This window comes from Bradyrhizobium sp. Arg237L, from assembly GCF_029990105.1.
GTDB lineage: Bacteria > Pseudomonadota > Alphaproteobacteria > Rhizobiales > Xanthobacteraceae > Bradyrhizobium.
This window is the reverse complement of the sequence record NZ_JAQMIL010000003.1, coordinates 122,547-145,524: the sequence shown is the minus strand read 5'-3', so window position 1 is coordinate 145,524 and position 22,978 is coordinate 122,547. Positions and strand designations below refer to the sequence as shown.

Sequence of the window (22,978 nt, the reverse complement as noted above, 5' to 3'; positions counted from 1 at the left end):
ACGAGAGCCTGGCCTCGCGGGACGGATGCGCTAACGCATCCTTGTCGGCGAACATGGGAAGCCTCGCGGAAAATCTGTCTCTGCCAAGTCCACACGATGAGTTGGGTTCAGCGCATGGCTCGTCCAACCGTCGCTTGTTTGGAGGCGGGTGCCGTCTACGGCGCCGAGAGATAGCCCGATCGTTCGGACGGCGTAACGATCACGCCTGCCCGAGAAATGACCGCCGATGTGACCGTCCCATCGCCGTGGCCGAGTGAGTCATCGGAAAGATCGTACCCGAGGCAAAGCAGGCCAACCACGGCAACAATGCCAGAGATGATCATGGACACTAATTCTCGTCGCTCATCCTGTGCAGACATCGCCTCGGTCTCAGTCTTGTCGTTCGCGCTCATCACGGCCAGGTCTGTACCGGAAGCGGCGCTGGAACCGCTAACGGCAATCAGCGCAATATCATTTCCATGCAACATCACCGCTCGCCCGATCGAGCCGGCGCGTCCGCGGCATAATCCTCAAGCGTAAGAGCACCTTCTGCGACGTTGACGACCAGCGGCCATTGCGCGAGATCGTGGCGCATCATTCCAAGGCTCCCGGCGAGGACACAAGGCCGGCATAGGCACCGCCGCGGGCCACGAGATCGTCGTGGCGCCCCTCCTCGACCACGCGGCCGCCGCCGAGCACGACGATGCGGTCCGCGCTACGGATGGTCGAAAGTCGATGCGCGATGATAAGCACAGCACGGTCGCGCCGGATCGCGTTCAGGGCGGTCTGCAAGGCTCGCTCGTTCTCGGTATCGAGGCTCGAGGATGCTTCATCCATCGCCAGGATTGGCGCTTCGACAAGCAGAGCCCGGGCGATGGCAATGCGCTGGCGCTGCCCGCCCGAAAGGCGCGCTCCGCGCTCGCCGCAAACGGTGTCGTAACCGCTTGGCAACGCCTCGATGAACTCATGCGCCTGCGCAAGTTGCGCTGCGGCTTGGACGGACGCGAACGATGCATCGGGTGCGCCGAGCCGGATGTTGTCCGCAATCGTTTCGTTGAAAAGATGGACGTCATGCGGCACGTAGGCGACTAGTTTCCGGAGTGTACTGACCGGTAACTCGCGAATATCGCGCCCACCGATGCTGATGCGGCCCTCGCGCACATCCCAAAATCGCAGCAGGAGATTTGCACAGGTCGTCTTGCCCGCGCCTGACCGGCCGACCAACGCTACGGTCTCGCCGGGGTGAATCGTGAAATCCACCCCGTCGAGGACAGCGTCGCGGCCGCCCTCGGCATAAGCGAACCCGACACCCGCGAAGCGAACGATCGCGTCGGATGGCCTTTCGCTGCGCCCGCTATCGGTGATCGCGGCGCGCTGATGAAAAATGCCAAGCACACGGGCCGCACCGGCGTGCAGCTCGCCGAGCTTGCGCGCGGTCTGCGTCACCTCGACGATCGGGGCGAGCGCGCCGCCCGCAAGCACGATGACGAGCGGGAACAGCGCCCTGTCGAGGTTGCCGCGGGATACCAGCGCAATTCCAACCAGGGCGACAGTCAGCACTGCGAGCGCAGTCAGGATGTCGATGGCAGCAAATTCCAGTCCGGCGCGCGAGCCGTAGCGCCGTTGCGCCACGGCGAACGCCTGGGTCCGTGCCATCAGCCGGGTCAGGAACTCGCGCGCGCGACCAAAGATGGTCAATTCACGCAGCCCCTGGACCATTTCCACGGTCTCGGCATTGAGGAGACCGAGCTTCTGGACCACAACTTCGCCCTGCGCGGCTGCGCGCCGCGCCAGCCAGAACGGCACGGAGGCAACCAGCGGTAAGAACGGCAACAACGTCAGTGCAGCCAGCGGGTGAACGAGGAAGAGCGCCACGAGCGCTGCAAGTGGGACGAGAGCGGCGCCGACATAATCCGCTAGCGTGTGGGCATAGAAGAATTGCATCAGTTCAGCGTCCGTGGTTGCTACGGATGCGAGTTCTCCAGTCCGCCGGCCGAGCACGTAGCCGGGCGCGGCGCGCTCCAGCCCATCGTAGATGCCGACCTGCAACGTCTCGATCAACGCGAAGGCAAGATCGTGCGAGATATAGGCCTGCCACCAGCGGGAACTGGCGGCAATGACGACAACGATGCCGAGCAGCCAGAACCGCGGGACGAGGCTTTCCGCCGCGGCTCCTGTAACGGCGTGACCGACGAGCCAGGCGCCGACGCCGAGGCTCGCCAGCGTGCCGGCCTGTGCAAGGATTCCGGAGAGGATCGTCAGCGCCAGGAGAAGGCGCCGGCTGCGGATCAGTGGAATGAGGCCGAGAATCCCGGTCGAGCGCTCGCGCGTCTCCCGTGATGCGCCAGTGATGGCCATAGCGGTCATGCGGCTTCTCCTTGCGCCTGCATCAAAAGAGAATAGAGCCGGCCGTTGGCTTCAAGGCTCCGATGATTGCTCCATCGAGCACGGGATCGATCCTCACTGCGCGCATCATTACGCGAGGATCTGGCGGCGCAGCGCCAACCAGCTGAGGAGACCGAAGGCGAGTGCCGCAAAGAGAAGCGCGCCGAAAGCAGGCGCAAGGCGCATGACAACTGAGATAATCGGTTCCTCCACGTAATCGAACCCCGGCACGTCATCCCAGGCGACAAACTTGTCTTTGTTCAGCTCGCGCGGCTCGAAGAACGCTCGCAATTCCGCATGATGCGTGCGTGCTTGCTCGAAAAATCGATCATAGCGAGCCGAGCCCGTTCCGGCTGCGTCGGCGAACGCCGATTGCGCGAGCAGTGCCGGGGAAAGGTATTTCAGCTTCTCCACCAGCCGCCGCTGGCGGGCAAGTTGATCCGAGAAACGAGCAAGGACAGGGGCAAGATCACGCTCGACTCTCTGGCTGGTGGCCAACTGCAGCGTGATGAAGTCTGCGCCATGTGTGGCATCACTGCCAGCAGGAGCAAGGTCCGGGTGATCCTCATAAAACGCGCCGAGAAGATTGCTGCGCTCGGCGGTCGCCTGGTCGGTCGCGGTACGCGAAGCAAGAATCAATTCGACCCGCGAGGGCACGGGCACTATTGTCTTGACGGCAAGATTGACAAGCGTGGGCACCAACAGCGTCAGGGCAAGCCACGCGGCCGCCAACGTCACTGCGTGCGTAGCTGTGTTGCCGCGGCGAGTTACCACTGCTGCGGTGAAGGCAAACCAGAAAGCCGCGTAGGCGATGGCGATGGCGAACCAAATAGCCAGACGCGGCCAGGCCGAAACCGGAACGATGGCTGCTGAGATCGCGGCGAACGCCAGCAGCAATCCGACCACCAGGAGGATTCGAGGCGCGATCTTGCCGACGAACAGCGCTCGCAGTGTCAAAGGTTGCGCGAGCAGGAGCGCCAGAGTACCCCGCTCCCGCTCGCCCGCGAGCAACGCGTAGCTCAGTCCTATGATCAGGAGCGGGAGCAAAAAGATGACGGCAAACGCGGGGTCGAAACGGCCGATCAGAAGACGATGTGGATTCTCGGGCTCGGAACCGTCTGCGAGCGAAGGAAGGCGACCGGGCGCAAGCGGCAGCGCCGACGGCAGGAGGTCGCTCTGGCCGACGGTCAGGGCCGCGAGAGGCGTCGCCGGCAGAACGGCGAAATGCGACATGAGATAATCCGCGTAAACGAAAGCGCTCCGTGGATCGAACAAGGACGGAGGTTGCTGTCCACTGTCGATACGAGCCGCTGTCGCCCGAGCCGCCGCGCGCGCCGAAGCGTCCTGTTGTGCAGCCACTACGCGCACTTCGTCCAAATGCGCGCGCCAGCGCTCCCCGTTAATGAGCGCGAAGCCAAGTGCAACGATGCCGAAAATCAGCACTGCCCAAAATGCAGGATCCCGCAGCAGTGCCCGAAGCTCCCACCGAAAGACGGTCTTGAACATGGAATCACCTATAGCGGGCGGAGCCGCGCTGCACCGGTCCAGGCGAAGCAGGCAGCGAGTCCGAACCAGAGGAGGAGGAGGATAAATGTGAGTGCGTGGTTCGACAGCACCCAGCCGATGGAGGGCGCCTGATAGTGGAATGCGGGTACTCTCGCCCATAGTTCGCGATCGCCGAGATGCACGTCTCCGGCCTTCACAGGATGCTCAAGAATGTCGTCGTTGATGATCTTGAGTTCGGCACGCCGGTGCTCTTCCGCCGCGCGTATGAAATCGAGATGCTGGGCGAGATCCGTGCCCGCAAGCCCCATCGAGATCGCCTGGATACCGAGTTGCGGAAAGAATGCAGCGGCGCGCGACAGCAGGCGGTTTTGCGCTTTCATCGGCGCGTAGAGTTCATTGTAGAACTTGCCAAAGACCTCGTAACCGTGCTCCTCGCCGACCTGAAGGCTCAAGCCCGCGAGATTGACGGGGAGATCTTCCTCTCGCGTCTCGCCGTACTTCTGAAGCAATTCGGCTGTTCGTTCCTTCATCATTCTCGACGGACCTGCCGGATCGTGTAGCGCTGCCTGCAGCCGGGCCTTAAACGCGACCCCCTCCGGGAGTGGATGGCGCTCCGCCGCCAAATCCGACACTACGCGGGGCGCGAGCAGACAATTCACTGCCCAAAAAGCCAGCAGGACCACCAATGCAAAGCGTGACGAAGATGCGCGTGCGGATACGGCGAGAGTGAGGAACAGAAAGATGCCAAGATAAAGCAGATAGGCGACTGCCAGCAGGATGAATCGCAATTCGCCGCCAGCCGGCCCGATCAACGCGAGAGTTGTTGCACCTAGCAGCGCTGCCGGCCCTACGATCAATGCCAAGGCAGCGGCGGAGCCCAACATTTTGCCGGCGACAAGGTCCCGTGGCCTCAGTCCGACGCTGAGAAGCTGGCGCAGCGTGCCACGCTCCCGCTCGCCGGCAAACGCATTGAATCCGAGCATGATGATGACGAGCGGCAGCACGATTTGCAACACGAGGGCGACTGTCATCTCACCGAAGCGTTGTGCGACTGTCGCGTCCTCACTCGGCCGAAATATCATCTCGTTCTGCTTGTGGGCTTCAAGCCAGACCGCGATGCCCGTATAGGGCTCGACGCCTGGGTCGAGAAACGCTGGAGCAACACGCGGCTTAAAGGCATAAAGTCCATAGTGAGCGGCAGAATGCGGGTTCTTCGGGTCTTGCGCATACCACCGCGCCTGCTCAGCGGCCTGCGCGGCGCGCTGCTGTTTGACCAGATCGCGCTGATAGTGACCGCCAGCTACAAGGGCTGTGACCAACAGCGCTAAGACAATAGAGGCGGCCCAACGAAACCTGCCGTCACGAATGAGTTCGTTGAACTCCTTACGGGCGATGGTCGCTATCATGGCTGTCACGACTCCATGACTTCAAGATAGAGTCTTTCGAGATCGGTGTGACTGAGTTCGGCTGCGGTGAGCGACGTGCACGAGCTTGCCATGACGGACGATGCCGACCCGACTTGCGACTTCCTTGGCGCGAAAGAGATCGTGGGTCGCCATCAGCACGGCGGCACCGCTCTCGGCGAACCGCCGCAGCAAAACGGTGAACTCATGCGACGCGCTCGGGTCGAGGCCGCTCGTCGGTTCATCGAGGATAAGTGCTTTCGCACTCTTGGCGAGCGCCATGGCGATGCCGACCTTCTGTCGCATGCCCTTTGAATAGCCACTCACGCGGCGATCGTGGGCGTCAGCTTGCAGGCCAGCTTCGGACAGAAATTGCCGTAGCGCCGTATCGTCATGGCGCGCGCCGGCGAGTTCGTCGAAATAGGCCAGGTTCTCGACGCCGGAGAAATGACCGTAAAGGTTGACCTGCTCGGGGATATAGGCAAGGCGCCGCTTGGCTTCGAGCGCATGCGTTCCAACATCGAGGCCATCGACCACCACGCGGCCCTCATCAGGCGAGAGGAAGCCGAGGAAGCAATTGATCGTTGTGGTCTTGCCGGCGCCGTTCGGGCCGAGCAGCGCAAAGATTTCGCCGGCCGCGACGCTCAGTGAGAGATCGTCGACCGCGGTAAAACCGTTGAAGCGCTTGGTAAGATGTTCGGTTGTCAGCATGTGAAGCTCCTAACAGCGCGCACCTTCAGGATCATTCCAAATTCCCCGCACGAGTTTTGAGACGGATATCGGTTAGTGGAATACGAGGTCGCGGATCTTCACGGTCTCGAACTAACCGTCTACGGCAGCGCGAACCCACGCCCGCAACCTGCCCGACCAATCTGTGCTGGGTCTTCTGTCGACGGCCGCTTGGATTTTGGCCGAGTAGGTGGCGAGCCAGGCGCCGACGCCGAGGCTCGCCAGCGCGCCGGCCTGTGCAAGGATCCCGGAGAGGAGCGTCAGCGCCACAAGGCGACGGCTGCGGACCGGTGGAATGAGGCCGAGAATCCCGGTCGAGTGCTCGCGCGTCTGTGACGCGTCCGTGATGGCCATATCGGTCATGCGGCTTCTCCTTGCGCCTGCATCAAACGAGAATAGAGCCGGCCGTTAGCCTCAAGGCTCCGATGATCGCCCTCCTCGACAACCTGGCCGCGGTCGAGCACGAGAATGCGATCGGCTTTGCGGATGGTGGACAGGCGATGCGCGATCACGAGTGTGGTACGCCGACCGACGAGCGCATCGAGGGCATTCTGGATGGCACGCTCGCTCGCCGGGTCGACGCTTGAGGTCGCCTCATCGAGCAGAAGGATCGGCGCATCCTTGAGCAGCGCCCGTGCGATCGCCAGGCGCTGGCGTTGGCCGCCCGACAAGTGCGCGCCGCGCTCGCCGACTTCGGTGGCGTAACCGTGCGGCAGGCTGTCGATGAAGTCGTCGATATGCGCGGCCTTCGCCGCGGTTCGGATTTCATCGCGCGTCGCATCCGGTTTGGCGATCTTGAGGTTGTCCTCGATTGTGCCGTGGAACAGGTAGGTATCTTGCGATACGACGCTGATGAGCGAGCGCAGCGTGTCGAGAGAAAGTTCGCGGATATCGGTTCCGCCAATCCTGATATGGCCGGACGTCGGATCGAAGAATCGCAGCAGGAGCGAGACGACGGTGGACTTGCCCGCACCTGACGGGCCGACCAGGGCGACGAACTCCCTCTCCCTTACGGCAAAGGAGACGGACGAGAGCGCCGGTGCGTCGGCTTCACCGTAAGCGAAGCTCACATCGTCGAACACGGTGTCGCCTGCCGCTGGCTGCGCAGCGGGTTTTGGCGGCTCGCGCACCTCCGGCTCGGTGGCGAGTAGCGTTGCAATCGGTGCAGCCGCGGCGCTGGCCGACCACGCGGTATGGAATTCCCTTTCGAGTCGGTCGAGCGGACGGAAGGCCTCGCGTGCGAGAAAGAGCGTCATGAACAGGGCGACCGGTGCGAGATCGCCGATGGCGACGCGCCACGCGTTGAAGCAGAGCATCAAGGCGACGCCACTGAGCGTGATGAAGCCGGTGACTCCCGCGCGCATCAGCGACACAGACAGCGTGGTCATCGCCTCCCGACGAAGGTCTGCAGCACGTTGCGCGAGGTTTGTCCTGCGTGCGGCGGCGGCGTTAAACGCTTTCAGCGTCACGGCACCCTGCAAACTGTCGAGCAGATAGGCACCGAAGGCGCCCATGGCGGCGAAGAGGCCGTATGACTTTGGCATGTGCCAGCGCAGCCAGAGCCGGTCAATAAGCGGAGACGCAATGACGAAAGCGCCCAGCAGCACCGCCGATTTAAAGTCGACCCAGGCGAGATAGAGCACGACCCCGATGCATCCGACGATCGCGACGAAGATCGACGGCAAATAACGACTGTAATAGGTTTCGAGCGCCTCGACGCCAGCGACGATCGTCGTCTGCAGGTCGCCCGTTTGCCGGCGCAATACCATTCCAGGGCCAAGATCGATCAGACGCGACAGCAGACGCGCGCGCAGATATTCCTTCGTGCTCTGCGCAGTGGCTTGCGCTGCCATCTCCGCGGACCAGACCAGAGCGCCCCGCACGACAACAACAATGGCGAAGCCGACGATCCACCAGATGACGTCGCTTACGGGTGAACCCACGAACAAGGCTGCAAGCGCGAACGCGAGAAAGATTCCTTGCAACACGTAACAGATCGTCACCAAGAGACCGATGCCGACGCTCGAGGCGATCCGCCAGCGCACGGGGCCGACCAATTGCAGCATCTGCGCGTTCACGCGATTTCTTCCCTCAACATTCGTCGCACTTCTGACTGACTATCAGTCATTAGTAAATATTCGCATTGAATCACGTATTTAGAGGAGCTCGAAAAGTCCGCCCGCTTGGGGCAAGTCAATGGCATATGGGACAGTCAAGACCTTGGGGCGTCGGCGCCGATTAGATAAGCTGCTGCGGGGCGTGCCGCCGCCAGCGGCGGAACGCGAGCCCGATCACTTCGGAGCTCTCGGCCCTGCTTCATCGCCCAATATCCAAGCGTCTCCGTCTTCGTCGAGGTGATCCGCGATCCCGTCTATCGCGAGGCGGCGAAGCATCGTCAAACCGCGGTCAAGGATTCGCGCCTGATCCGACACGCGGTGCTGTCGGTCGGCAAGACTTTTGGGAAGATCCCAACGTAGACGATTCCGGAAACAAATCGGCGGCCCACAGGCCGCCGATTGGATCTCAGAACTCAGCAACTAACCCGCAGGCCCCGCAACCTCCAGGATTGGGCCGAACAGTTCCCAGTGTTCGCCGTTGAACCGCATCATCTGCAACCGTTTGAACAGGCGGTAGTCGGTCGGCGAGGTGTTGATCGTGATCCCAGGCAGCGCGAGGTCGCCTATGAAATCCTTGAGCGAGGCCGCCTGCTTCATAACGTTTTCGCGAGTAAGGTCGTCGCCGCACTGCTGCAGTACGTGGGTCAGAAGCTGCGCGACGCCGTAGGCATAGGCGTTGAAATTCGAGCCCTTGTCTCCGTCCGGATAATACTTCTCCATGAAGGCAAGATAGCGTTTTACGCCTGGATCGTCCTTCCATTGCGGATCGAGCGCCTCCTTGCCATAATTAGTGCTGATAAGACCCTTGGCGTTTTCAAGCCCGGCCGGTTTCAGGACGCTGCCAACCGAGGTAGCCTTCAAACTGACGATCTGCACTGGATGCCAGCCGATCTCGGCGGTCCTCTTGATCGCCTGCGCCGCCTGCTTCGGCGTGGCGGCGATGAAGAACAGGTCGGCCCCAGCATCCTTGATCCTGAGCACTTGCGAATCGACCGTCGGATCGGTCACTTCGTAAGCAGTTTCTGCGACTATCATCTTGGTGGCCTTATCTCCAAGCCCCGCCTTGATGCCGTTCAGATAGTCCTTGCCGAAATCGTCATTCTGATAGAGCACTCCAATCTTGGCGTCCTGATGCTCCTTCAGGATGTATTGACCGTAGATGCGCCCTTCAACGAAGTTGTTTGGATCATAGCCCAAGGTCCATGGAAAGTTCTTTGGATCGGTGAACCTTAAGGCGCTGGCGGCCGCGAACAGCTGCGGCACCTTCTTGGCATTGAGATATTTCTGCACGGCGGCGTTTGAAGGCGTACCGACCAGCTGAAAGGTCAGGAGCACCTCGTCGCTCTCGACGAGCTTGCGCACCTGCTCCACCGCTTTCGGTGGCGAATAGGCGTCGTCATACTGGATCAGGTTGATCTTACGGCCCTTGATGCCGCCTTGGTCGTTGATCATCCTGAAATAGGCGGCCTCTGTCTTGCCGATCGAGGCATAGGCCGATGCCGGTCCCGAGAATGGCATAGTCTGACCGACCTTGATTTCCGTATCGCTGGCGCCGGGGTCGTATTTCTTCTGGGCTTTCGCCGCTGAAACCGACAGCGCAATCGTCAGCACCGTTGCGATGGCCAGGCGCAAAAGCCCGTTCCTCATTCCCATTTCTCTCCCGACGCAATCCTTCATGTAATGTCTCCTCAGTGCATCACAGGATTCGACATTCATCCTATCGCTCTGCGAAGCGTTTCCGCTTCTCTGCAAATGCGGCTACAGCTTCGCGTCGCTCTGGCGACGTGAACGTTAGTGCCTCCAGCGCAAGTGAAGTATCGAGCAGTAGGTGCGCGTACTGCTTGATAATCTTGTTGACGCTGTATTTCGTCCAGACGATTGACTTCTGCGGGCCCCCGGCGAGCATCTCGGCGTACTCGATCGCCGCATCCTTGACGTCCCGGTCAGAAATGACTTCGTTGATCATCCCCAGCGACGCCGCCTTCTCCGCGGAAATGAACTCGCCCGTCATGAGATAGTGTTTCGCTCGCACCGGTCCCATCAGCAGCGGCCAGATCACCGCACCGCCATCTCCGGCGACCACGCCGGCCGTCACATGGGTATCGGCAAATCGCGCGGTCGGGCTTGCGAAGATGACGTCGCAGAACAATGCAAGTGTTGCACCTAGACCGACAGCAACGCCGTTGACGGCGCCGATAATCGGCACCTCGACCTCAAGCATGTTGCGGATGAGGTGGCGTCCGCCCCTCGTTGGCGCCGGACCCTTGCCCTTGTCGAGTGACTTCTGATCTCCACCCGAGCAGAAGCCGCGTCCCGCACCTGTCAGAACGATCGCACGGACGGACTCGTCCTTGTCGAGATCTACAAAGACCTGCTCCAGCTCCTCGTGCATTTCCCAGTTGATCGCGTTCAGAATTTCCGGCCGGTTCATCGTCACAACGGCGACGCCGCTGGCCCGCTTCTCGATGATCAGATACTTGTAGCTACGCTGTGTCATTGATCTTTTCCTTTTGTTTCCTTGTCGATTTACTTCTTCAGCCGCATAACTCGAATTTGGGTGGCGATAGACATCGACTGCATCGAAGTCGTCATATGTGCTCTGGCTCCGTAAGCTTCGCGAGCCTTCCGAAGTCGCTACGGTGGAAGATGAGGGGCTGCCCGCGGTTATGGACGACGACGGCATGGAGTTGGAGCAGCACGATGACGTGATCGCCCGCCTCCAACTCCTCGCGGATAGTGCAGTCATACTGGGCGATCCCCTCGGTGAGCATCACCGCGCCGCTGTCGGTGATCTCGAAGGCGACGCCGCTGAACCGATGCTGAGCCGGGCCGGCGAGCTGGCGGCACAATGCGCCGTGGTCTTCGGCGAGCACGGTGACGCCGAGGTGCCCGGCTCTGCGCAACTCGGGCCACGTGGTCGAGCCTTTCGCGACACAGAATGACACCAGCGGGGGTTCGAGAGAGACCGAGGTGAACGAGGAGGCCGCGAGACCCACCAGCCTCCCGTCGACCTGCGCCGCCACGGCCACCACGCCCGTCGGGAACGCGCCGAAAGCGTCGCGCAGCATCCTGCTGTCCATCTGCTCGCTCATAGATGACATGCGACTCAGGCTCCGTGCGCGGTGGCGTACGCGACGACGAGATCGGTCACGGCGTCCAATGCGGCGTGGCCGATCGCCTTCGAACTTCCGGTGGGATCGCCGAGGACACCGTTGGGCGAGACCGAGTCGATGCCGTCGATGAACGCCCGGTGCAGGAATTCCTCGTCAACCGTGCCCAGGTATCCCGCCGCGGCCCGGTCGGTCCGAACGCTCTCGGGGTGCAGGACGAGCATCACCGAAGTCTCCGCCACGTCTGCATGACCACCGACCTGGCTTCCCAGACCAGCGAGCGACTGCGCGGACTTCCGCCACGCGTCCAGAATCGCGGCGCTGTCTCTATAGACGATGACCTGAAGCGCCGGAGCGAGGGCCGCAGCCAGCCGCGGCTCGAACTCGCGCATGATCGGGTAGTTGCCGATATGGCCGGAGAAGAGGACGACGCGGGTGAACCCGTGCGCAGCCAGGCTGCTGCAGTAGTCGATACAGATCGCTTCCAAGGTGGAGGGACGCACCGAGAGGGTGCCGGAAAAGCCAAGGTGGTGAGGCGAGTACCCGACCCTGACCGTGGGTAGGACCAGTGCAGTGCCAAGCTTGTGGGCGATACGGAGCGCGAGCGCGTCGGCGTGATCGCTGTCCATCGACAACGGCAGATGTGGTCCGTGCTGCTCTATCGCGCCCAGCGGAAGGATCGCCGTGCGGGCACCGGCAGCGATCGCTTCAGCGATCTCGGCGCTGGTCAGATGCTCGATCCGCAGCTCCCGCGGTCGCCCGGGATGCTTCATCTCACGTTCCTCCTCAGCCCTGAAGCCGCACCTGGCCTGCGAACTCGTTGTGCTCCGCGGCGCTGTACATCTCATCCACGAGTGCGCTGAACGAAGTGAGCACCGCAGCCCGACGGATCGTGCCCTTGGAAGTGAGCTCACCCGCGGCGAGCGCACGTGGCGCGATACGGAAGTCCTTGAGCTGAAGGGGACGCGCGAGCCCAGTGTTGAGGTCCTCGATCCAGGCTCGCAGCCCCTCCTGCAGCACATCCTTGTCGAGCCCGCCGCCCTTTTCGGTCGGCCAGATGAGGACGGTGAGGTACTTGCGGCCATCGCCGACGACCACGGCCTCCTCGATGAGGGGACTGGCCTTGAGGCGCACCTCGATGGGCTGCGGGCTGATGGTCTTGCCACCGCTGGTGACGATGATGTCCTTGGTCCGACCGATGAGCTTGACCTCGCCGGAGGCGTCGATCTCGACGAGGTCACCCGTGTGATACCACTCCCCGTCCATCACTTCCGCGGTCGCCTCCGGGTTGTTCCAGTAGCCGCGGAATAACAGCGGCGCCTTCACCAGCAACTCGCCCTCGCTGTTGGTCTTGATTGCGAATCGCGGGTCGGGCATGGCCTTGCCCACGGTCCCGGGGGGCGGGAAGGAGCGGTCCCAGTGCGCGAGGACCCAGCCGCAGGTCTCGGTGGTGCCGTAGAGCTCGCGCAAATCCAGCCCCCACATCTGCCACAGGGCATGCACCTCGGGGGTCATCGCTCCCGACGCTGTCCAAGCGACGTTGACCCGATCGAGACCCAACTTCGCGCGCAGGGGCAGGAACACCTGCTCGAGGGCCCGGTCGTAGTGAGCTTGCAGCTCGGCGGATACGACGTCGCCGTGCCGGCGCGCGGCGGCGACCTCTCGGGCCACCTCCATCGCGTCCTCGTAGGACTTCTGGAACGATGCCGGCGACTCCTTAATCGCGGCCAGCGCCACGCTGAGCAGCTTCTCGTGCAAGCGCGGCGGCCAGACGATCCCCGTAGGACGTACGCCGCGAAGGGACTCGGAGAGTTGGTCCATGCGGCAGAAGGTCACGACCGCCCGTGTCATGATCGGCGTGAAGACGCCGGACAGGGCCGGAGAGACATGGGACAGGCCCAGGAAGCTAAGCGAGTCTCGGCGTGTGGCGGTCAACTCCGGGTTGAGAACGGCGGAGCCGAGGACAGAGTACTGCAGCGTGCGGTGGGTGTGGATGACCCCCTTGGCGGTGCCGGTGGAGCCGGAGGTGTAGAACAAGGCTGCCGGTTGGTCGATGTCCCCATCGTCGAGGAGATCGTCGAACAGTGATGGGTTGGCAGCATCTTGAACTCGACCGATCTCGCGCAGGTCGGCCCATCTCTTGCTGACGACCGTTTCGGGTAGCCCCGCCGGGGCACCATCGAAGCTGATCACCGCCCGTAGCGCGGGAAGCTCCGGGGCGACTGCGGCAATCTTTGCGATGTCGGCGGCATCCCCGACCACCATGGCGACGGCGTTGCTGTGCCCGACCAGCTGCTTCACCTCTGCAGCGGAGCTCGTCGGGTACACGCCCACCGGGATCGCCCCGGCTGAGAGGATGCCTAGCGCCGTTACGACCCACTCGCCCCGGCCCGGCGCCATGATGGCGACCCTGTCCCCGCGCGCTACACCGAGCGCCGCTAGGCCGAGCGCGACCTCGCGCACAGCCGATGCGTATTGCGCCCACGTCGTCGGTATCGCGCGCGTACCGTCCCATTGACAGAACGCGACCTCGTCGGGTTCGACCTCGGCTCGATCCTGCACCATCTGGGCGAAGGTTCGCTCGATGGCCTCGAAGTTGGCAACGCCGCCGTCGACGACGCCGCTCAGTACGGGCACGTGCTGTGGGCGAGCCGCGGCTGCGGGGGCGGAATTTGTGATCATGCTCATCGCTCCGGTTCGTGAAGCAGGCCCACCCGGCCTGCGTGTAGTGTGGTGTTCAGTGCCGGCGGCCTTCGGTCGGGGGGCGCGACAACGTCCGGCCCCGTCTCCACTCTTCACGGAGGCTTCGGGCCACGGGGTCATTGAACCAGGAGGCCGCCTTGGCGAGCGTCATTTCAGCCCGCTGTTGGTCCTCGATGTCGTCGTAATCGTTGACGGCATGCTTGAGCGCCGCATAGAGGACAGGCGCTCGTCGGCCGGCCTCGCGGGCCCGCTCCAGCGCCTCCGCCAGCAATCGGTCCGGCGTGACGATGGCGTCAACAAGCCCCAATCGCGCCGCCTGATCAGCACCGATGAGCTCGCCGCTTAGCAGCAGGTCACGCGCGGCCCGCGTCCCGATCAGCCGGACGAGGCGCTGGATGCCCTTATCCGCAGGCAGAAGGCCATGCCTGATCTCCGGAAATCCGAACCGGGCGTCAGGCGCCGCGAGCACCGCATCCGCGAAGAGCGCGTACTCTACGCCTCCACCGACGCAGTCGCCGTTGACCGCGGCGATCACCGGAGCAGGGTATCGCTCCATCGCAACGAGCAGGTTGTGGAACCCTCGCATCCGGTCTGCGATCGGGTCGGCGGCGGGCCCATCCGCCTCCTTGATGTCGCCGCCGGCGCAGAAGAACCGTCCCCCGGCCCCGGTGATCACCACCGGCGGCGCATCGCTCTCGCCACGATCCCGGAAGAGCGCCGTCATGGCGCGCAGCAGCGCGCGGTTCAAGGCGTTGGCCGGCGGCCTGTCGAGCGTTGCGACCATTACGCCGTTGTCGTCGGCGGTCCTCAGTCCGGAAGCCGGCTCGCTGTCGTGCCGCGTGGATGAAGCCGTCATCAGATGTCCCTCGCAGGTGATCGCCAGGCGGGTGGTGGAGCCCCCATCGCGTCAGGCCGAAGCCGCAGGATTACGAACGACGTCATCGACCGTCTCGGTGGCCGTAGCGGCGGCCGCCTTGGCGTTCTCGAAGGCCTCTCGCTCGGCATAGTGGGCGGGGCGGGCGGCGCGGATGTCGGCAAGGATCGCGTCGGACGTGCGCACGACCGACCGAGGGTTTTTGAACCTCGGGATGACGTACTTGCCGAACAGCTCGATCGACTTCATCAGCTCCTTGTGAGGCATGCCGTCGATGCGCAGCGCGAGCGCGTCGATGCCCATGTCGACGAACCGCTGGACCTGCTTGGTGCAAGTCTCAACGTCGCCGACGATGAAACTCCCGGATTCGTCGAACAAATAGCGCTCGTTCTTGAAGTCGACGTTCTTGATCTTGCCGAGTGATCCGTAGTCAGCGGAAAGCTTCGACAGCCGCTCATAGGCGTCAATGGACAAGGCGACGCTGTGGGCCAGCGTGGCCGCCCACCGCTCCGCCTCCTCGTTTGTATCGGCGCAATGCATTCCGCCGGATATCACCGCCACCTTCTGGGCCTGCACGGGGTATGCGTGCTCGGCGCTCGCCAGCTCCTTGTCATAGAGCTCGGCCGACCTCTGCACGGAAGCGAACCCGCTATAGCCGCCGCCCATCATGGCGCCGATGCCCATGTGCGCGGCGGCGGCGATCGATTGCGGGCTCGAGGTCGCCATCATGATTGGCGGATAGGGCAGCGTCACATGCTTGGGCGTCAGGCTGCGCGGCGGAATCTTGTAATGCTCGCCGACGAACGAGAAGATGTCGTTCGACAGGGCCCGGCGGATGACCTCGATGCCCTCCATCTGCTGCGCCTTGGTCTCCTCGGGGTCGACCTCGAAGGCGCGCAGCGCGAGGGTGGTGTTGCCGCGGCCGACAGCGAGCCCGACGCGGCCGTTCGACAGGATGTCCTCGGTCGCCAGCCGCTCCGCGACGCGTAGCGCGTGGTTGATCTTCTTGGGCAGCGGCGTGATCAGGTGGATGAACTGGATCCTGCTGGTTAGCGCCATCATGTACGGATAGATCACCTCGGGAGCGGAGGTTGAGGCCGTGCCGATCGCGAAATGTTGTTCGGAGCACCCGAACGCATCGAAGCCGACTTTTTCCGCCAGAATCACCTCGTCGATGAGCTCGCGATAGCGATGCGCGTGAGTATGTCCCGGCTGGGTCTCTCCCTCGCTGAAAAAGATGAACCGCATGCGCCGCGCCTCCCGTGATCCCGAATGTTAATCTGGATTTACATTGAACCCGGTTCCTGGTTTTGTCAACGGCCTTTAGCCAGCCGGATCCCCACGACGCGCTCGTCGCCAGATGGCTAGCTGGATAGTGCTGCTAGCGGTGAGAACAGATGCGTAGTACAAGGCGCCAAGCAGTCGGACTCGCGATCTGACGATGACAAATGTTAGTATTGATTCACATGATGGTGGAAAGAGAGCGTTACATGAATCATTCGCTGAGGCCCGGACGGCTCACGCTGGGGCGAGGGATAGCGGGTTGCCTTGCGCACGCCGCGGGGTACGGTTCGTCCCGATGAGCATCCAGCCACTACCGCTTAAGCGGCCATACAGCAGCGGGCGGCGCAGGGAATTGATCGCGGTCGCCGCTGAACTCTTCCTGCAGCATTCGTACGACGCGGTCACTATTGAGATGATCGCTGCGCGCGCCGGCATCACGGGTCCCGGACTTTATCGCCACTTCCAGAACAAGCAGGCACTCCTGATCGCGGTTCTGGAGGAACCGACGCAGATCGTGCACGAGTTCGCAAAACGAATTGCGGAGACGACGACCGAACCCAAGGCAGCCATCATGGCGATGGTCGAGTCTCACATGCGCTTGATTTTGAAAGGACCGCCGAGCACGCTCATCTTTACAAAGAACGAGCACGCCCTTCCCGAACACGACCGCAGACGGATTCGGCGCGAAATGGCGCTGTACGCCGAGGAGTGGGTCTCCGTCCTGATCCCGCTGCGGCCCGACCTGTCCGAACCCGAGGCACGACTGCTGACCCAGGCCGTGTTCTCCATGCTCAACACGGCTGCGACGCTCAAGAAGGGCCTGAACGAGGAATCGATCTCCTCCATCATGCGGCAGGCCGCGCTGCACGCGCTGCTCGGCCGCGGCGACCCCTGACCGACACCTGCCCTGCCGGCGCAAACCCCATCAACCAGACGGCCCTCGCAGCCGTAGAATCTCGCGAACGGCCATGGCTGTACATGAGAGATCGAGATGTGATTGGCGCGCTCCCGTGCGAGCCAGGTTTTGATGAAGTCCCTTCGGCTCTAGCTGCGGAGGCGGACGGTGCTGGACGTTAGCAGGATTTCCGTCAGCCCGACGGACAAGGCGTCCTCAAGCGCAGCATCGCGACGACCCTGCGGTAGGTCGCCCACAAGGTTTCCGCGCATACTGGTCTGGGGGAAAGCATATGCATCGGGTTTTCCGAGAATTCATTGATGCAATAGTCGGCGCCGAAGATGCCGAAGGCTTCTCCAACGCGCTGGCGAAAACAGCATCCGCTTTGGACCTATCATGTTTCGCTTATCTCGCTCTCAAGAGCGAAGAAAACAGGAAGCCCCGACTCATCTCGACATATCCATCGCGGTGGACGGCCCATTATCTAAACAAGAAATATCACACTATCGACCCCGTCATCAGAGAAGCGCTTCAGAACCCAGAGCCCTTTCGATGGGGAATCGATTTTCGATCCCAAACCAGTTCGATGGCGCAGCGGCAACTATTCGACGAGGCCGCACAATTCGGAATCCGGTTTGGCTTCACGGTTCCCATTCACGATGGCCATGGTCCAATCTCTGCATTGACTTTCGCCACCGACGAGAGCCGGCCACAGTTCGAGAGGTGCATTGATTCGTACGCGCGTGTTCTTCAGCTCATGGCATTGTATTTTCATGCTCACGTTCGCCGCAAGCTCGGGAACGAATATGGTCTCGACGGAATTCGACTGTCGCGCCGCGAAGTGGAATGTTTGGAGTGGGCGGCTCAAGGAAAGAGCTCTTGGGAAATCGGCTGCATTCTCGGTATCTCGCGCAACACAGTTGCGTATTACTTAGAGAATGCGAAGGAAAAGCTGGGCGTTCGCACGATGGCACAGGCAGTGACGCGCTTGGCAGCTGCAAATAGAAAAAAGCAAATTTAGGGTGCTCTTCCCCCTACAACTACAGGTGATGATTTGCGTCGATAATCGCGCTTCAAAAGAGGTAGAACACTTTTGGAGGCATTATGATTCAGTTGATCACACCCCCTGTGTATGGAGAGCTTTCCAACACACTCGTTGAGATGCATCGGTTGCGGCACCGGGTCTTCAAGCTGCGCATGGCATGGGAGGTCCAGTCCAGTGGCGACATGGAGATCGACGATTTCGATGCGCTGCACCCCGACTACTTAATCCAGGTAGATGAAAACGGCCAAGTGCAAGGTTCGGTTCGCCTGCTTCCCACGCTTGGTCCAACGATGCTTCGGGACACTTTTCCCGTGCTTCTTGAAGGTCAACCTGCACCGTCAGCCCCTCAGGTTTGGGAAAGTAGCAGATTTGCGATCGACGTTCCTGCCGACGCTCCGAAAGGAGATCATGGTATCACGCGTGCCGCTTATGAGTTGTTTGCAGGAATGGTCGAGTTCGGGCTTTCACGACAGCTGACTGATATCGTTACCGTCACGGATGTCCGAATGGAGAGGATCCTCCGACGAACTGGCTGGCCCCTGCGACGTATTGGCAATCCTTCCACACTTGGCAACACCTTAGCCGTGGCGGGTTACCTCGAGATTTCTCGCGATACTCTGGCCAGCCTTCGTGAGGCCGGCGGTCTCTCGGCACCGGTCCTTTGGACGCCAGTAGTCTCCGCGGCCGCCTAGAACGATCCATGCCAACAAGCAACATGCGCGCGTCCCCGCCTTAAGCGGGGGGACGCTGTGTCTTGCGGTTTGTCCACCGGCTATCAACATGACGGAAATTGAGATTAGAAAGAATCGACGTAACGCAGCGAGCGCCATTGACCTGCAACAGCTTCGATTCGCCGTGGTTGCCTGTGACTACGGGAGCTTTCGACGAGCCGCTGAAGTGCTTTCGATCAAGCACACTGTCCTGAGCCGATCCATCGGCCAGCTTGAACATCTGGTTGGCACTTCACTATTCAAGCGCTCCAGCGGGGGAATCAAGCCCACTGTCGCTGGCCAAGCGGTTTTGCGAATTGCGCGGCTGATCCTGGAACAGGTCGACATACTCGTTGACACCGGGAGGTCCGGTGGTCGCGGCGATACTGGCCATCTTGCTATTGGTTTCTACACGTCCGTGTCCACCGGAAATTTGCGAGCGACGATAGGTGAGTTTAAGAAGCTGCTCCCGCAGATCGAATTGGCAACGATGGAACGCTCTCGCTTTCATCTGATGACCGCGCTGCGTAACGGGACCGTCGATGTCGTCGTTAGCCCCGGACGTCTGGCTTCAATGGACGTCAAATCACGACTGCTGTGGAGCGAACGCATCTTGATCTCGCTGCCTCAGGATCACTGCCTGGCGGCACGCGAGATCATCTCTTGGGCCGATTTGCGTAGCGAAAAGATTCTTCTAAGCAAGATTGATCCTGGACGAGAGCTCGAGGAACTCTTGATTTCGAAGCTCGTGTTACCTCATGACCGGCCCGCGGTAGAGCGCCATGACGTAAGCCGCGGCATTGTCAAAAATCTGACGAGTATGGGCCTGGGGGTCAGTCTGGTGATGGAATCGGATATCGGCGCAAGTTTCGCTGGTCTGGTGTACCGGGAGTTGCACGATGAAAGGGGGCCAAGCCGGGTGGACTTTTACGCGCATTGGCGCGACGACAATGAAAACCCGGCTCTGAAGCGTTTCCTCAATCTGTTGGCAGAACGCTATCCCTCACCTCCGCCAGCTCTCGGGGTGTGACCGGCTCGTCTCGCCTTTGCAAAACCGCGGTCCGTGGCCATAAAGCGCGCCAGCATGGGCGCGATCAGCTTTGTCGGATCGATGCGCTGCCCATTTTCGCGCGCCAAGGCCTCTGCATAGGCGACGAGATCCCGATGGACTGACGCTGGAAGCTCAGTGGTGACCTTGACCGGCTTGTCGTCTGGCAGCGCTCCTATTCTCAGCTTGGGCATCCCCTATCCTCCGTAAGGCGCAAGTATGAGGTCGCGATTGACGACAACGCGAACCGGGAATCCGGGTCGCACGGTCAGAGTCGGCTGGATGTTGAGACTGCGCCGGACCACCTGCTGTCCGGTTTGATTTAGTGAGTCGGAGGCGCCGTGTCGCAATGCCTGGATGATTGCGCTGTCGTTGCTGTTGGTGTCCGAGCCGGCCCCCAATTCCGTCCCGACTGCCAGAAATGTCGATAGTGCCGCAGCCTTGAACAGCTCACCCCAGTGATTGTCGACCTGGTCTTCGAGACCTGCATACCCGGAAGCGTCAGCACCGGGCTGCCGCTCGAGAACGATGGAACGCCCATTTGGCATGATCAGTCGGGTCCAGACGAGCAGGACGCGGGACTGACCGAAAGTGACCTGGCTATCGTAGATTCCGATCAAACGCGCTCCCTGAGGCACCAACAAGAACCGACCGGTGGGTGTGTCGTATACGTTTTCGGTCACCTGCGCGTTGATTTGGCCTGGAAGATCCGATCTGATCCCTGTGATCAAAGCTCCCGGGATGACCGTCCCAGCCTGCACGATATATGGAGAAGCCGACCTAGTGACGCGGTCAGGGCTGACAGTGCGACGATCCACAGAAGCATTGACGAAGGCAAGTTTGCGGTCCTGACCGTTCTGCGCAAATCCGTCCTCGCCAGTGCTTGTTGCGTTCGGTGGCACGACGCGCTCGCTGCCAACAGCCGCAGCGGCGGACGGACGCACTTCGCTCCCATTGGTTGAAGCGAACAAATGGCTGACGCGGGCTGCCTCGGTCTCCTGATCCCTGCGCTGCTGTTCCTGATCTCCGCCAATCATCGGCGACTGGCCCTGGGCGGCAAGGATTGGTCGACCGAGGTCTCCAGGAAGAGGCGGACCAAGCCGCGGGGCTGGCTGGCGAGGAACGCCGGTATAGTCCTTTGGCAAAGCAGCAATGCCGTCGGCGACATTATGATGGTCAGTGCTGTAAAGCTCATCAGCCGCCTGGTTTCGGGAGCGATTGCCCTGTAGCGACCACAGGACCGCTCCGCCGATAACGAGCAAGGCAACCGCACTTCCTCCGGCCAGGACTTTTCGCGACAACCGCGTCACGCGCGGATGCTCTGCTCTCAAGCGAAAGCTCCCTGACTGCTCCTCTTGCGTTTGCGGCGGAGCGCCTTGCACCTGATTGTTCTCGTTCGGCGCATTCATGACGACGGCCTCCCGTCGGTTCTGACAATCCTGACTTTCTGCTGAAGCTCGCCGCCGAGCCGGAGTTCGGCGGCTGCAAACAGCCGATCCACGATCAGCACGTTGCCGTAGGCGCGATAGTTGACGAGTTCGGTCTTGCCGTCAGGGCCAATCACAAAGAGCGGAGGCATCTCGCCCTGTACGATCCCCTGCGGAAATTCGACATAGACCTTGCGGCCATCGTCATATGCGGCAATCGGCCGCCAGGGAGGACTGTCCCCTTCGATGGCATAGCGAGAGATACGCTGCGCCGGGTCCGGGAGAACGGGTTTAAGAGCGACTGAACGGGATCGTTCGCGCACTGTTTCCGGATAGTACCAGGCAACAGACGGCATGTATGGCCGCTCTCGGGAGCGGAGCTCGATCAGGTAGGTCCGCCGGTCGGTATTGACGACCAGGTTTGTCTCGATCGATGCGCGGGTCGGCTTGACCAGGATATGGACGCGCCGTGTGTCGCCGTTCCCGCTCTCGGTATCTCCCACGACCCAGCGTACGGTATCTCCGGCCGCGATCGGCCCTGATCCCGTCAACTGTTCTCCCTCCTCGAGCGCGATATCCGTAATCTGGCCCGGCGCGGCGTAAATCTGATAGAGCGCTCCGGGACTGTAGGCGTAGATTTGCGCCGCGTTGAAATACCCCCGCTTGCGCGGTTCGACGCGGGCCGCGCTATTTGCCGTCTCAACCCGGCTCACCGGTTCCGCGTCTTCCTTCCCTCCCGACTTGCCGCCGAGAACCGGCTTCCAGAGCGGTGGAACGTGAAGCGGTCGCAATCTGTCGTCGAGAGGCGCGGGAGCCGCCGGCAACGGAGGCACTTCCGCATCATAGCTGATCTCCGGCGGAATGTACGTCGCGCACCCACCAAGCGCCGAGGAACCGACCAGGAGCGCAAACAGAATCGCTCGCTTCGCGGCCACGAATTCCGGCAGTGCCGAATTGTGCGGGATGGGGCGGTTCGAATAAACGTCATGCGGCGTCTTGGTCACTGACTCAACTCCTTTGACCAGTTGATGGCGCGGACATAGACGCCAAGGGGATTCTTGCGCAGGCGCTCGGCATCGCGCGGCGTCTCGATCACGATCGAGAGAATTGCAGTCCAGCGCTCAGTCGAGCTCAACGAGCCGTTGTCGTAGATGCGCTGGGTCCACGCGACCCGAAAGCTCTCCGACGACGCGCGAATGACGCTCGATACGTCCACCGAGATTTGGGCCTTGCCCAGCCTGGCAAAGGGGTCATTGTTGCGCGCATAGTCGTTGAGCGCAGCGGCGCCACGATCGGTCGTAAAATCATAGGCCCGGAGCCAGTTTTGGCGCAGAACGATGCCGTCGGCCGGCAGGCCTCTGACATCCTCGATGAAGCGCGCCAGATGGTAGGCAATCTGCGCGTCAGTGGGTTGATAGTCGATGTTGGCCGGCGCAACCCTTTGGGCCTGGCCGAGATGGTCCACTTCGACCACCCACGGCGTGATCGAGCCTTGGCTCGATTGCCAAACAAGGCTACCTGCGAGACCGGCTGATAACATCAAGCAGCCGAACGCCATCAAGCGCCAGTTCCTGGCCTGCACTCGGGCGGATCCAATGCGTTCGTCCCAAACCTGCGCTGCCTTTTGGTAAGGCGTGATCGGCTCGGGCATGCGCCCGTAGTGTACGGAAGGTCGTTTGAACATCGATAATTGCCCCTGAGATCGAGTAATCGTTTTCGAGTTGTGCGGTGTCCGCGTTTCAGTCACCCGCGCAGCGGGACGA

At 61.8% G+C, this 22,978-nt stretch carries 22 protein-coding genes and 1 pseudogene; 5 read left to right on the top strand and 18 right to left on the bottom strand.

The window, feature by feature from the left end; genetic code table 11:
• Positions 1-155: 155 nt before the first annotated feature.
• The 7 genes from OZ411_RS02850 to OZ411_RS02820 form a co-directional block, all read right to left on the bottom strand.
• Complete coding sequence (locus tag OZ411_RS02850; RefSeq protein ID WP_282526706.1) at positions 156-467, bottom strand: hypothetical protein; 312 nt, start codon at positions 465-467, stop codon at positions 156-158.
• A gap of 106 nt (positions 468-573) precedes the next feature.
• The gene (locus OZ411_RS02845; RefSeq protein WP_282526705.1) at positions 574-2,346 is read right to left on the bottom strand and encodes an ABC transporter ATP-binding protein; all 1,773 of its coding nucleotides are present in this window, start codon (positions 2,344-2,346) and stop codon (positions 574-576) included.
• A gap of 108 nt (positions 2,347-2,454) precedes the next feature.
• Positions 2,455-3,870 (bottom strand): DUF3526 domain-containing protein, encoded by a 1,416-nt coding sequence (locus OZ411_RS02840; protein WP_282526704.1) that lies wholly within the window; start codon positions 3,868-3,870, stop codon positions 2,455-2,457.
• A gap of 8 nt (positions 3,871-3,878) precedes the next feature.
• Positions 3,879-5,276: an ABC transporter permease subunit gene (locus OZ411_RS02835; RefSeq protein ID WP_282526703.1), complete on the bottom strand. Its 1,398-nt coding sequence runs from the start codon at positions 5,274-5,276 to the stop codon at positions 3,879-3,881.
• Positions 5,277-5,297: 21 nt separating this feature from the next.
• On the bottom strand, positions 5,298-5,984 hold the full coding sequence (locus tag OZ411_RS02830) for an ABC transporter ATP-binding protein (protein ID WP_282526702.1): 687 nt from the start codon (positions 5,982-5,984) through the stop codon (positions 5,298-5,300).
• 111 nt (positions 5,985-6,095) lie between these two features.
• Complete coding sequence (locus tag OZ411_RS02825) at positions 6,096-6,365, bottom strand: hypothetical protein (RefSeq protein ID WP_282526701.1); 270 nt, start codon at positions 6,363-6,365, stop codon at positions 6,096-6,098.
• Positions 6,362-8,080, bottom strand: a complete 1,719-nt coding sequence (locus tag OZ411_RS02820; RefSeq protein WP_282526700.1) for an ABC transporter ATP-binding protein — start codon at positions 8,078-8,080, stop codon at positions 6,362-6,364. Before OZ411_RS02820 ends, OZ411_RS02825 begins: the two co-directional genes overlap by 4 nt.
• A gap of 234 nt (positions 8,081-8,314) precedes the next feature.
• Here OZ411_RS02820 and OZ411_RS02815 point away from each other — a divergent pair.
• Positions 8,315-8,479 (top strand): annotated as a pseudogene (locus OZ411_RS02815) (DUF1330 domain-containing protein); the annotation flags it as partial.
• Positions 8,480-8,539: 60 nt separating this feature from the next.
• On the opposite strand, the gene OZ411_RS02810 reads toward OZ411_RS02815, so the two are convergent.
• The 7 genes from OZ411_RS02810 to OZ411_RS02780 form a co-directional block, all read right to left on the bottom strand.
• On the bottom strand, positions 8,540-9,766 hold the full coding sequence (locus OZ411_RS02810) for an ABC transporter substrate-binding protein (protein ID WP_282526699.1): 1,227 nt from the start codon (positions 9,764-9,766) through the stop codon (positions 8,540-8,542).
• Between the two features lie 70 nt (positions 9,767-9,836).
• Positions 9,837-10,616, bottom strand: coding sequence for an enoyl-CoA hydratase-related protein (locus OZ411_RS02805; protein WP_282526698.1), 780 nt, complete (start codon positions 10,614-10,616; stop codon positions 9,837-9,839).
• Positions 10,617-10,707: 91 nt separating this feature from the next.
• Positions 10,708-11,211, bottom strand: coding sequence for a flavin reductase family protein (locus OZ411_RS02800; RefSeq protein ID WP_282526697.1), 504 nt, complete (start codon positions 11,209-11,211; stop codon positions 10,708-10,710).
• A gap of 14 nt (positions 11,212-11,225) precedes the next feature.
• Positions 11,226-12,002: a creatininase family protein gene (locus OZ411_RS02795; protein WP_282526696.1), complete on the bottom strand. Its 777-nt coding sequence runs from the start codon at positions 12,000-12,002 to the stop codon at positions 11,226-11,228.
• A 13-nt stretch (positions 12,003-12,015) separates the two neighbouring features.
• On the bottom strand, positions 12,016-13,911 hold the full coding sequence (locus tag OZ411_RS02790) for an AMP-binding protein (protein ID WP_282526695.1): 1,896 nt from the start codon (positions 13,909-13,911) through the stop codon (positions 12,016-12,018).
• A 55-nt stretch (positions 13,912-13,966) separates the two neighbouring features.
• The gene (locus OZ411_RS02785) at positions 13,967-14,788 is read right to left on the bottom strand and encodes an enoyl-CoA hydratase/isomerase family protein (RefSeq protein ID WP_282526694.1); all 822 of its coding nucleotides are present in this window, start codon (positions 14,786-14,788) and stop codon (positions 13,967-13,969) included.
• A 51-nt stretch (positions 14,789-14,839) separates the two neighbouring features.
• On the bottom strand, positions 14,840-16,054 hold the full coding sequence (locus OZ411_RS02780) for an LLM class flavin-dependent oxidoreductase (RefSeq protein WP_282526693.1): 1,215 nt from the start codon (positions 16,052-16,054) through the stop codon (positions 14,840-14,842).
• 388 nt (positions 16,055-16,442) lie between these two features.
• Here OZ411_RS02780 and OZ411_RS02775 point away from each other — a divergent pair, with 388 nt between their 5' ends.
• From OZ411_RS02775 to OZ411_RS02760, 4 genes are all read left to right on the top strand, one after another.
• Positions 16,443-16,985 carry a TetR/AcrR family transcriptional regulator gene (locus tag OZ411_RS02775; RefSeq protein WP_282526692.1) on the top strand — a complete coding sequence of 181 codons (543 nt, stop codon included), beginning with the start codon at positions 16,443-16,445 and terminating at the stop codon, positions 16,983-16,985.
• Between the two features lie 292 nt (positions 16,986-17,277).
• Complete coding sequence (locus tag OZ411_RS02770) at positions 17,278-18,006, top strand: LuxR family transcriptional regulator (RefSeq protein WP_282526691.1); 729 nt, start codon at positions 17,278-17,280, stop codon at positions 18,004-18,006.
• Positions 18,007-18,089: 83 nt separating this feature from the next.
• Positions 18,090-18,722 carry an acyl-homoserine-lactone synthase gene (locus OZ411_RS02765; protein WP_282526690.1) on the top strand — a complete coding sequence of 211 codons (633 nt, stop codon included), beginning with the start codon at positions 18,090-18,092 and terminating at the stop codon, positions 18,720-18,722.
• A gap of 88 nt (positions 18,723-18,810) precedes the next feature.
• Positions 18,811-19,770 carry a LysR family transcriptional regulator gene (locus OZ411_RS02760; RefSeq protein WP_282526689.1) on the top strand — a complete coding sequence of 320 codons (960 nt, stop codon included), beginning with the start codon at positions 18,811-18,813 and terminating at the stop codon, positions 19,768-19,770.
• On the opposite strand, the gene OZ411_RS02755 is transcribed toward OZ411_RS02760, so the two are convergent.
• The 4 genes from OZ411_RS02755 to trbF are packed head-to-tail and all read right to left on the bottom strand — an operon-like array spanning position 19,737 to position 22,899.
• Entirely contained in the window at positions 19,737-19,982 is a 246-nt protein-coding gene (locus OZ411_RS02755) for a DUF2274 domain-containing protein (protein WP_282526688.1), read from the bottom strand. The genes OZ411_RS02760 and OZ411_RS02755 overlap by 34 nt on opposite strands.
• 3 nt (positions 19,983-19,985) lie before the next feature.
• Positions 19,986-21,197 carry a TrbI/VirB10 family protein gene (locus OZ411_RS02750; RefSeq protein ID WP_282526687.1) on the bottom strand — a complete coding sequence of 404 codons (1,212 nt, stop codon included), beginning with the start codon at positions 21,195-21,197 and terminating at the stop codon, positions 19,986-19,988.
• A complete protein-coding gene (gene trbG, locus OZ411_RS02745; protein WP_282526686.1) occupies positions 21,194-22,219 on the bottom strand; it encodes a P-type conjugative transfer protein TrbG in 1,026 nt (341 codons plus the stop codon). The genes OZ411_RS02750 and trbG overlap by 4 nt, the downstream gene beginning before the upstream one ends.
• Positions 22,216-22,899, bottom strand: a complete 684-nt coding sequence (gene trbF, locus OZ411_RS02740) for a conjugal transfer protein TrbF (protein WP_282526754.1) — start codon at positions 22,897-22,899, stop codon at positions 22,216-22,218. The genes trbG and trbF overlap by 4 nt, the downstream gene beginning before the upstream one ends.
• Positions 22,900-22,978: the final 79 nt, after the last annotated feature.

What these genes read in the sequence shown, in the direction of transcription:
- OZ411_RS02835 (WP_282526703.1), bottom strand. Translation starts at nt 5,276, where the DNA reads ATGATAGCGACCATCGCCCGTAAGGAGTTCAACGAACTCATTCGTGAC.
- OZ411_RS02810 (WP_282526699.1), bottom strand. Translation starts at nt 9,766, where the DNA reads ATGAGGAACGGGCTTTTGCGCCTGGCCATCGCAACGGTGCTGACGATT.
- OZ411_RS02800 (WP_282526697.1), bottom strand. Translation starts at nt 11,211, where the DNA reads ATGAGCGAGCAGATGGACAGCAGGATGCTGCGCGACGCTTTCGGCGCG.
- OZ411_RS02825 (WP_282526701.1), bottom strand. Translation starts at nt 6,365, where the DNA reads ATGACCGATATGGCCATCACGGACGCGTCACAGACGCGCGAGCACTCG.
- OZ411_RS02750 (WP_282526687.1), bottom strand. Translation starts at nt 21,197, where the DNA reads ATGAATGCGCCGAACGAGAACAATCAGGTGCAAGGCGCTCCGCCGCAA.
- OZ411_RS02755 (WP_282526688.1), bottom strand. Translation starts at nt 19,982, where the DNA reads ATGCCCAAGCTGAGAATAGGAGCGCTGCCAGACGACAAGCCGGTCAAG.
- OZ411_RS02780 (WP_282526693.1), bottom strand. Translation starts at nt 16,054, where the DNA reads ATGCGGTTCATCTTTTTCAGCGAGGGAGAGACCCAGCCGGGACATACT.
- OZ411_RS02765 (WP_282526690.1), top strand. Translation starts at nt 18,090, where the DNA reads ATGATTCAGTTGATCACACCCCCTGTGTATGGAGAGCTTTCCAACACA.
- OZ411_RS02805 (WP_282526698.1), bottom strand. Translation starts at nt 10,616, where the DNA reads ATGACACAGCGTAGCTACAAGTATCTGATCATCGAGAAGCGGGCCAGC.
- OZ411_RS02760 (WP_282526689.1), top strand. Translation starts at nt 18,811, where the DNA reads ATGACGGAAATTGAGATTAGAAAGAATCGACGTAACGCAGCGAGCGCC.
- OZ411_RS02830 (WP_282526702.1), bottom strand. Translation starts at nt 5,984, where the DNA reads ATGCTGACAACCGAACATCTTACCAAGCGCTTCAACGGTTTTACCGCG.
- OZ411_RS02845 (WP_282526705.1), bottom strand. Translation starts at nt 2,346, where the DNA reads ATGACCGCTATGGCCATCACTGGCGCATCACGGGAGACGCGCGAGCGC.
- OZ411_RS02840 (WP_282526704.1), bottom strand. Translation starts at nt 3,870, where the DNA reads ATGTTCAAGACCGTCTTTCGGTGGGAGCTTCGGGCACTGCTGCGGGAT.
- OZ411_RS02785 (WP_282526694.1), bottom strand. Translation starts at nt 14,788, where the DNA reads ATGACGGCTTCATCCACGCGGCACGACAGCGAGCCGGCTTCCGGACTG.
- OZ411_RS02850 (WP_282526706.1), bottom strand. Translation starts at nt 467, where the DNA reads ATGTTGCATGGAAATGATATTGCGCTGATTGCCGTTAGCGGTTCCAGC.
- OZ411_RS02790 (WP_282526695.1), bottom strand. Translation starts at nt 13,911, where the DNA reads ATGATCACAAATTCCGCCCCCGCAGCCGCGGCTCGCCCACAGCACGTG.
- OZ411_RS02795 (WP_282526696.1), bottom strand. Translation starts at nt 12,002, where the DNA reads ATGAAGCATCCCGGGCGACCGCGGGAGCTGCGGATCGAGCATCTGACC.
- trbF (WP_282526754.1), bottom strand. Translation starts at nt 22,899, where the DNA reads ATGTTCAAACGACCTTCCGTACACTACGGGCGCATGCCCGAGCCGATC.
- OZ411_RS02770 (WP_282526691.1), top strand. Translation starts at nt 17,278, where the DNA reads ATGCATCGGGTTTTCCGAGAATTCATTGATGCAATAGTCGGCGCCGAA.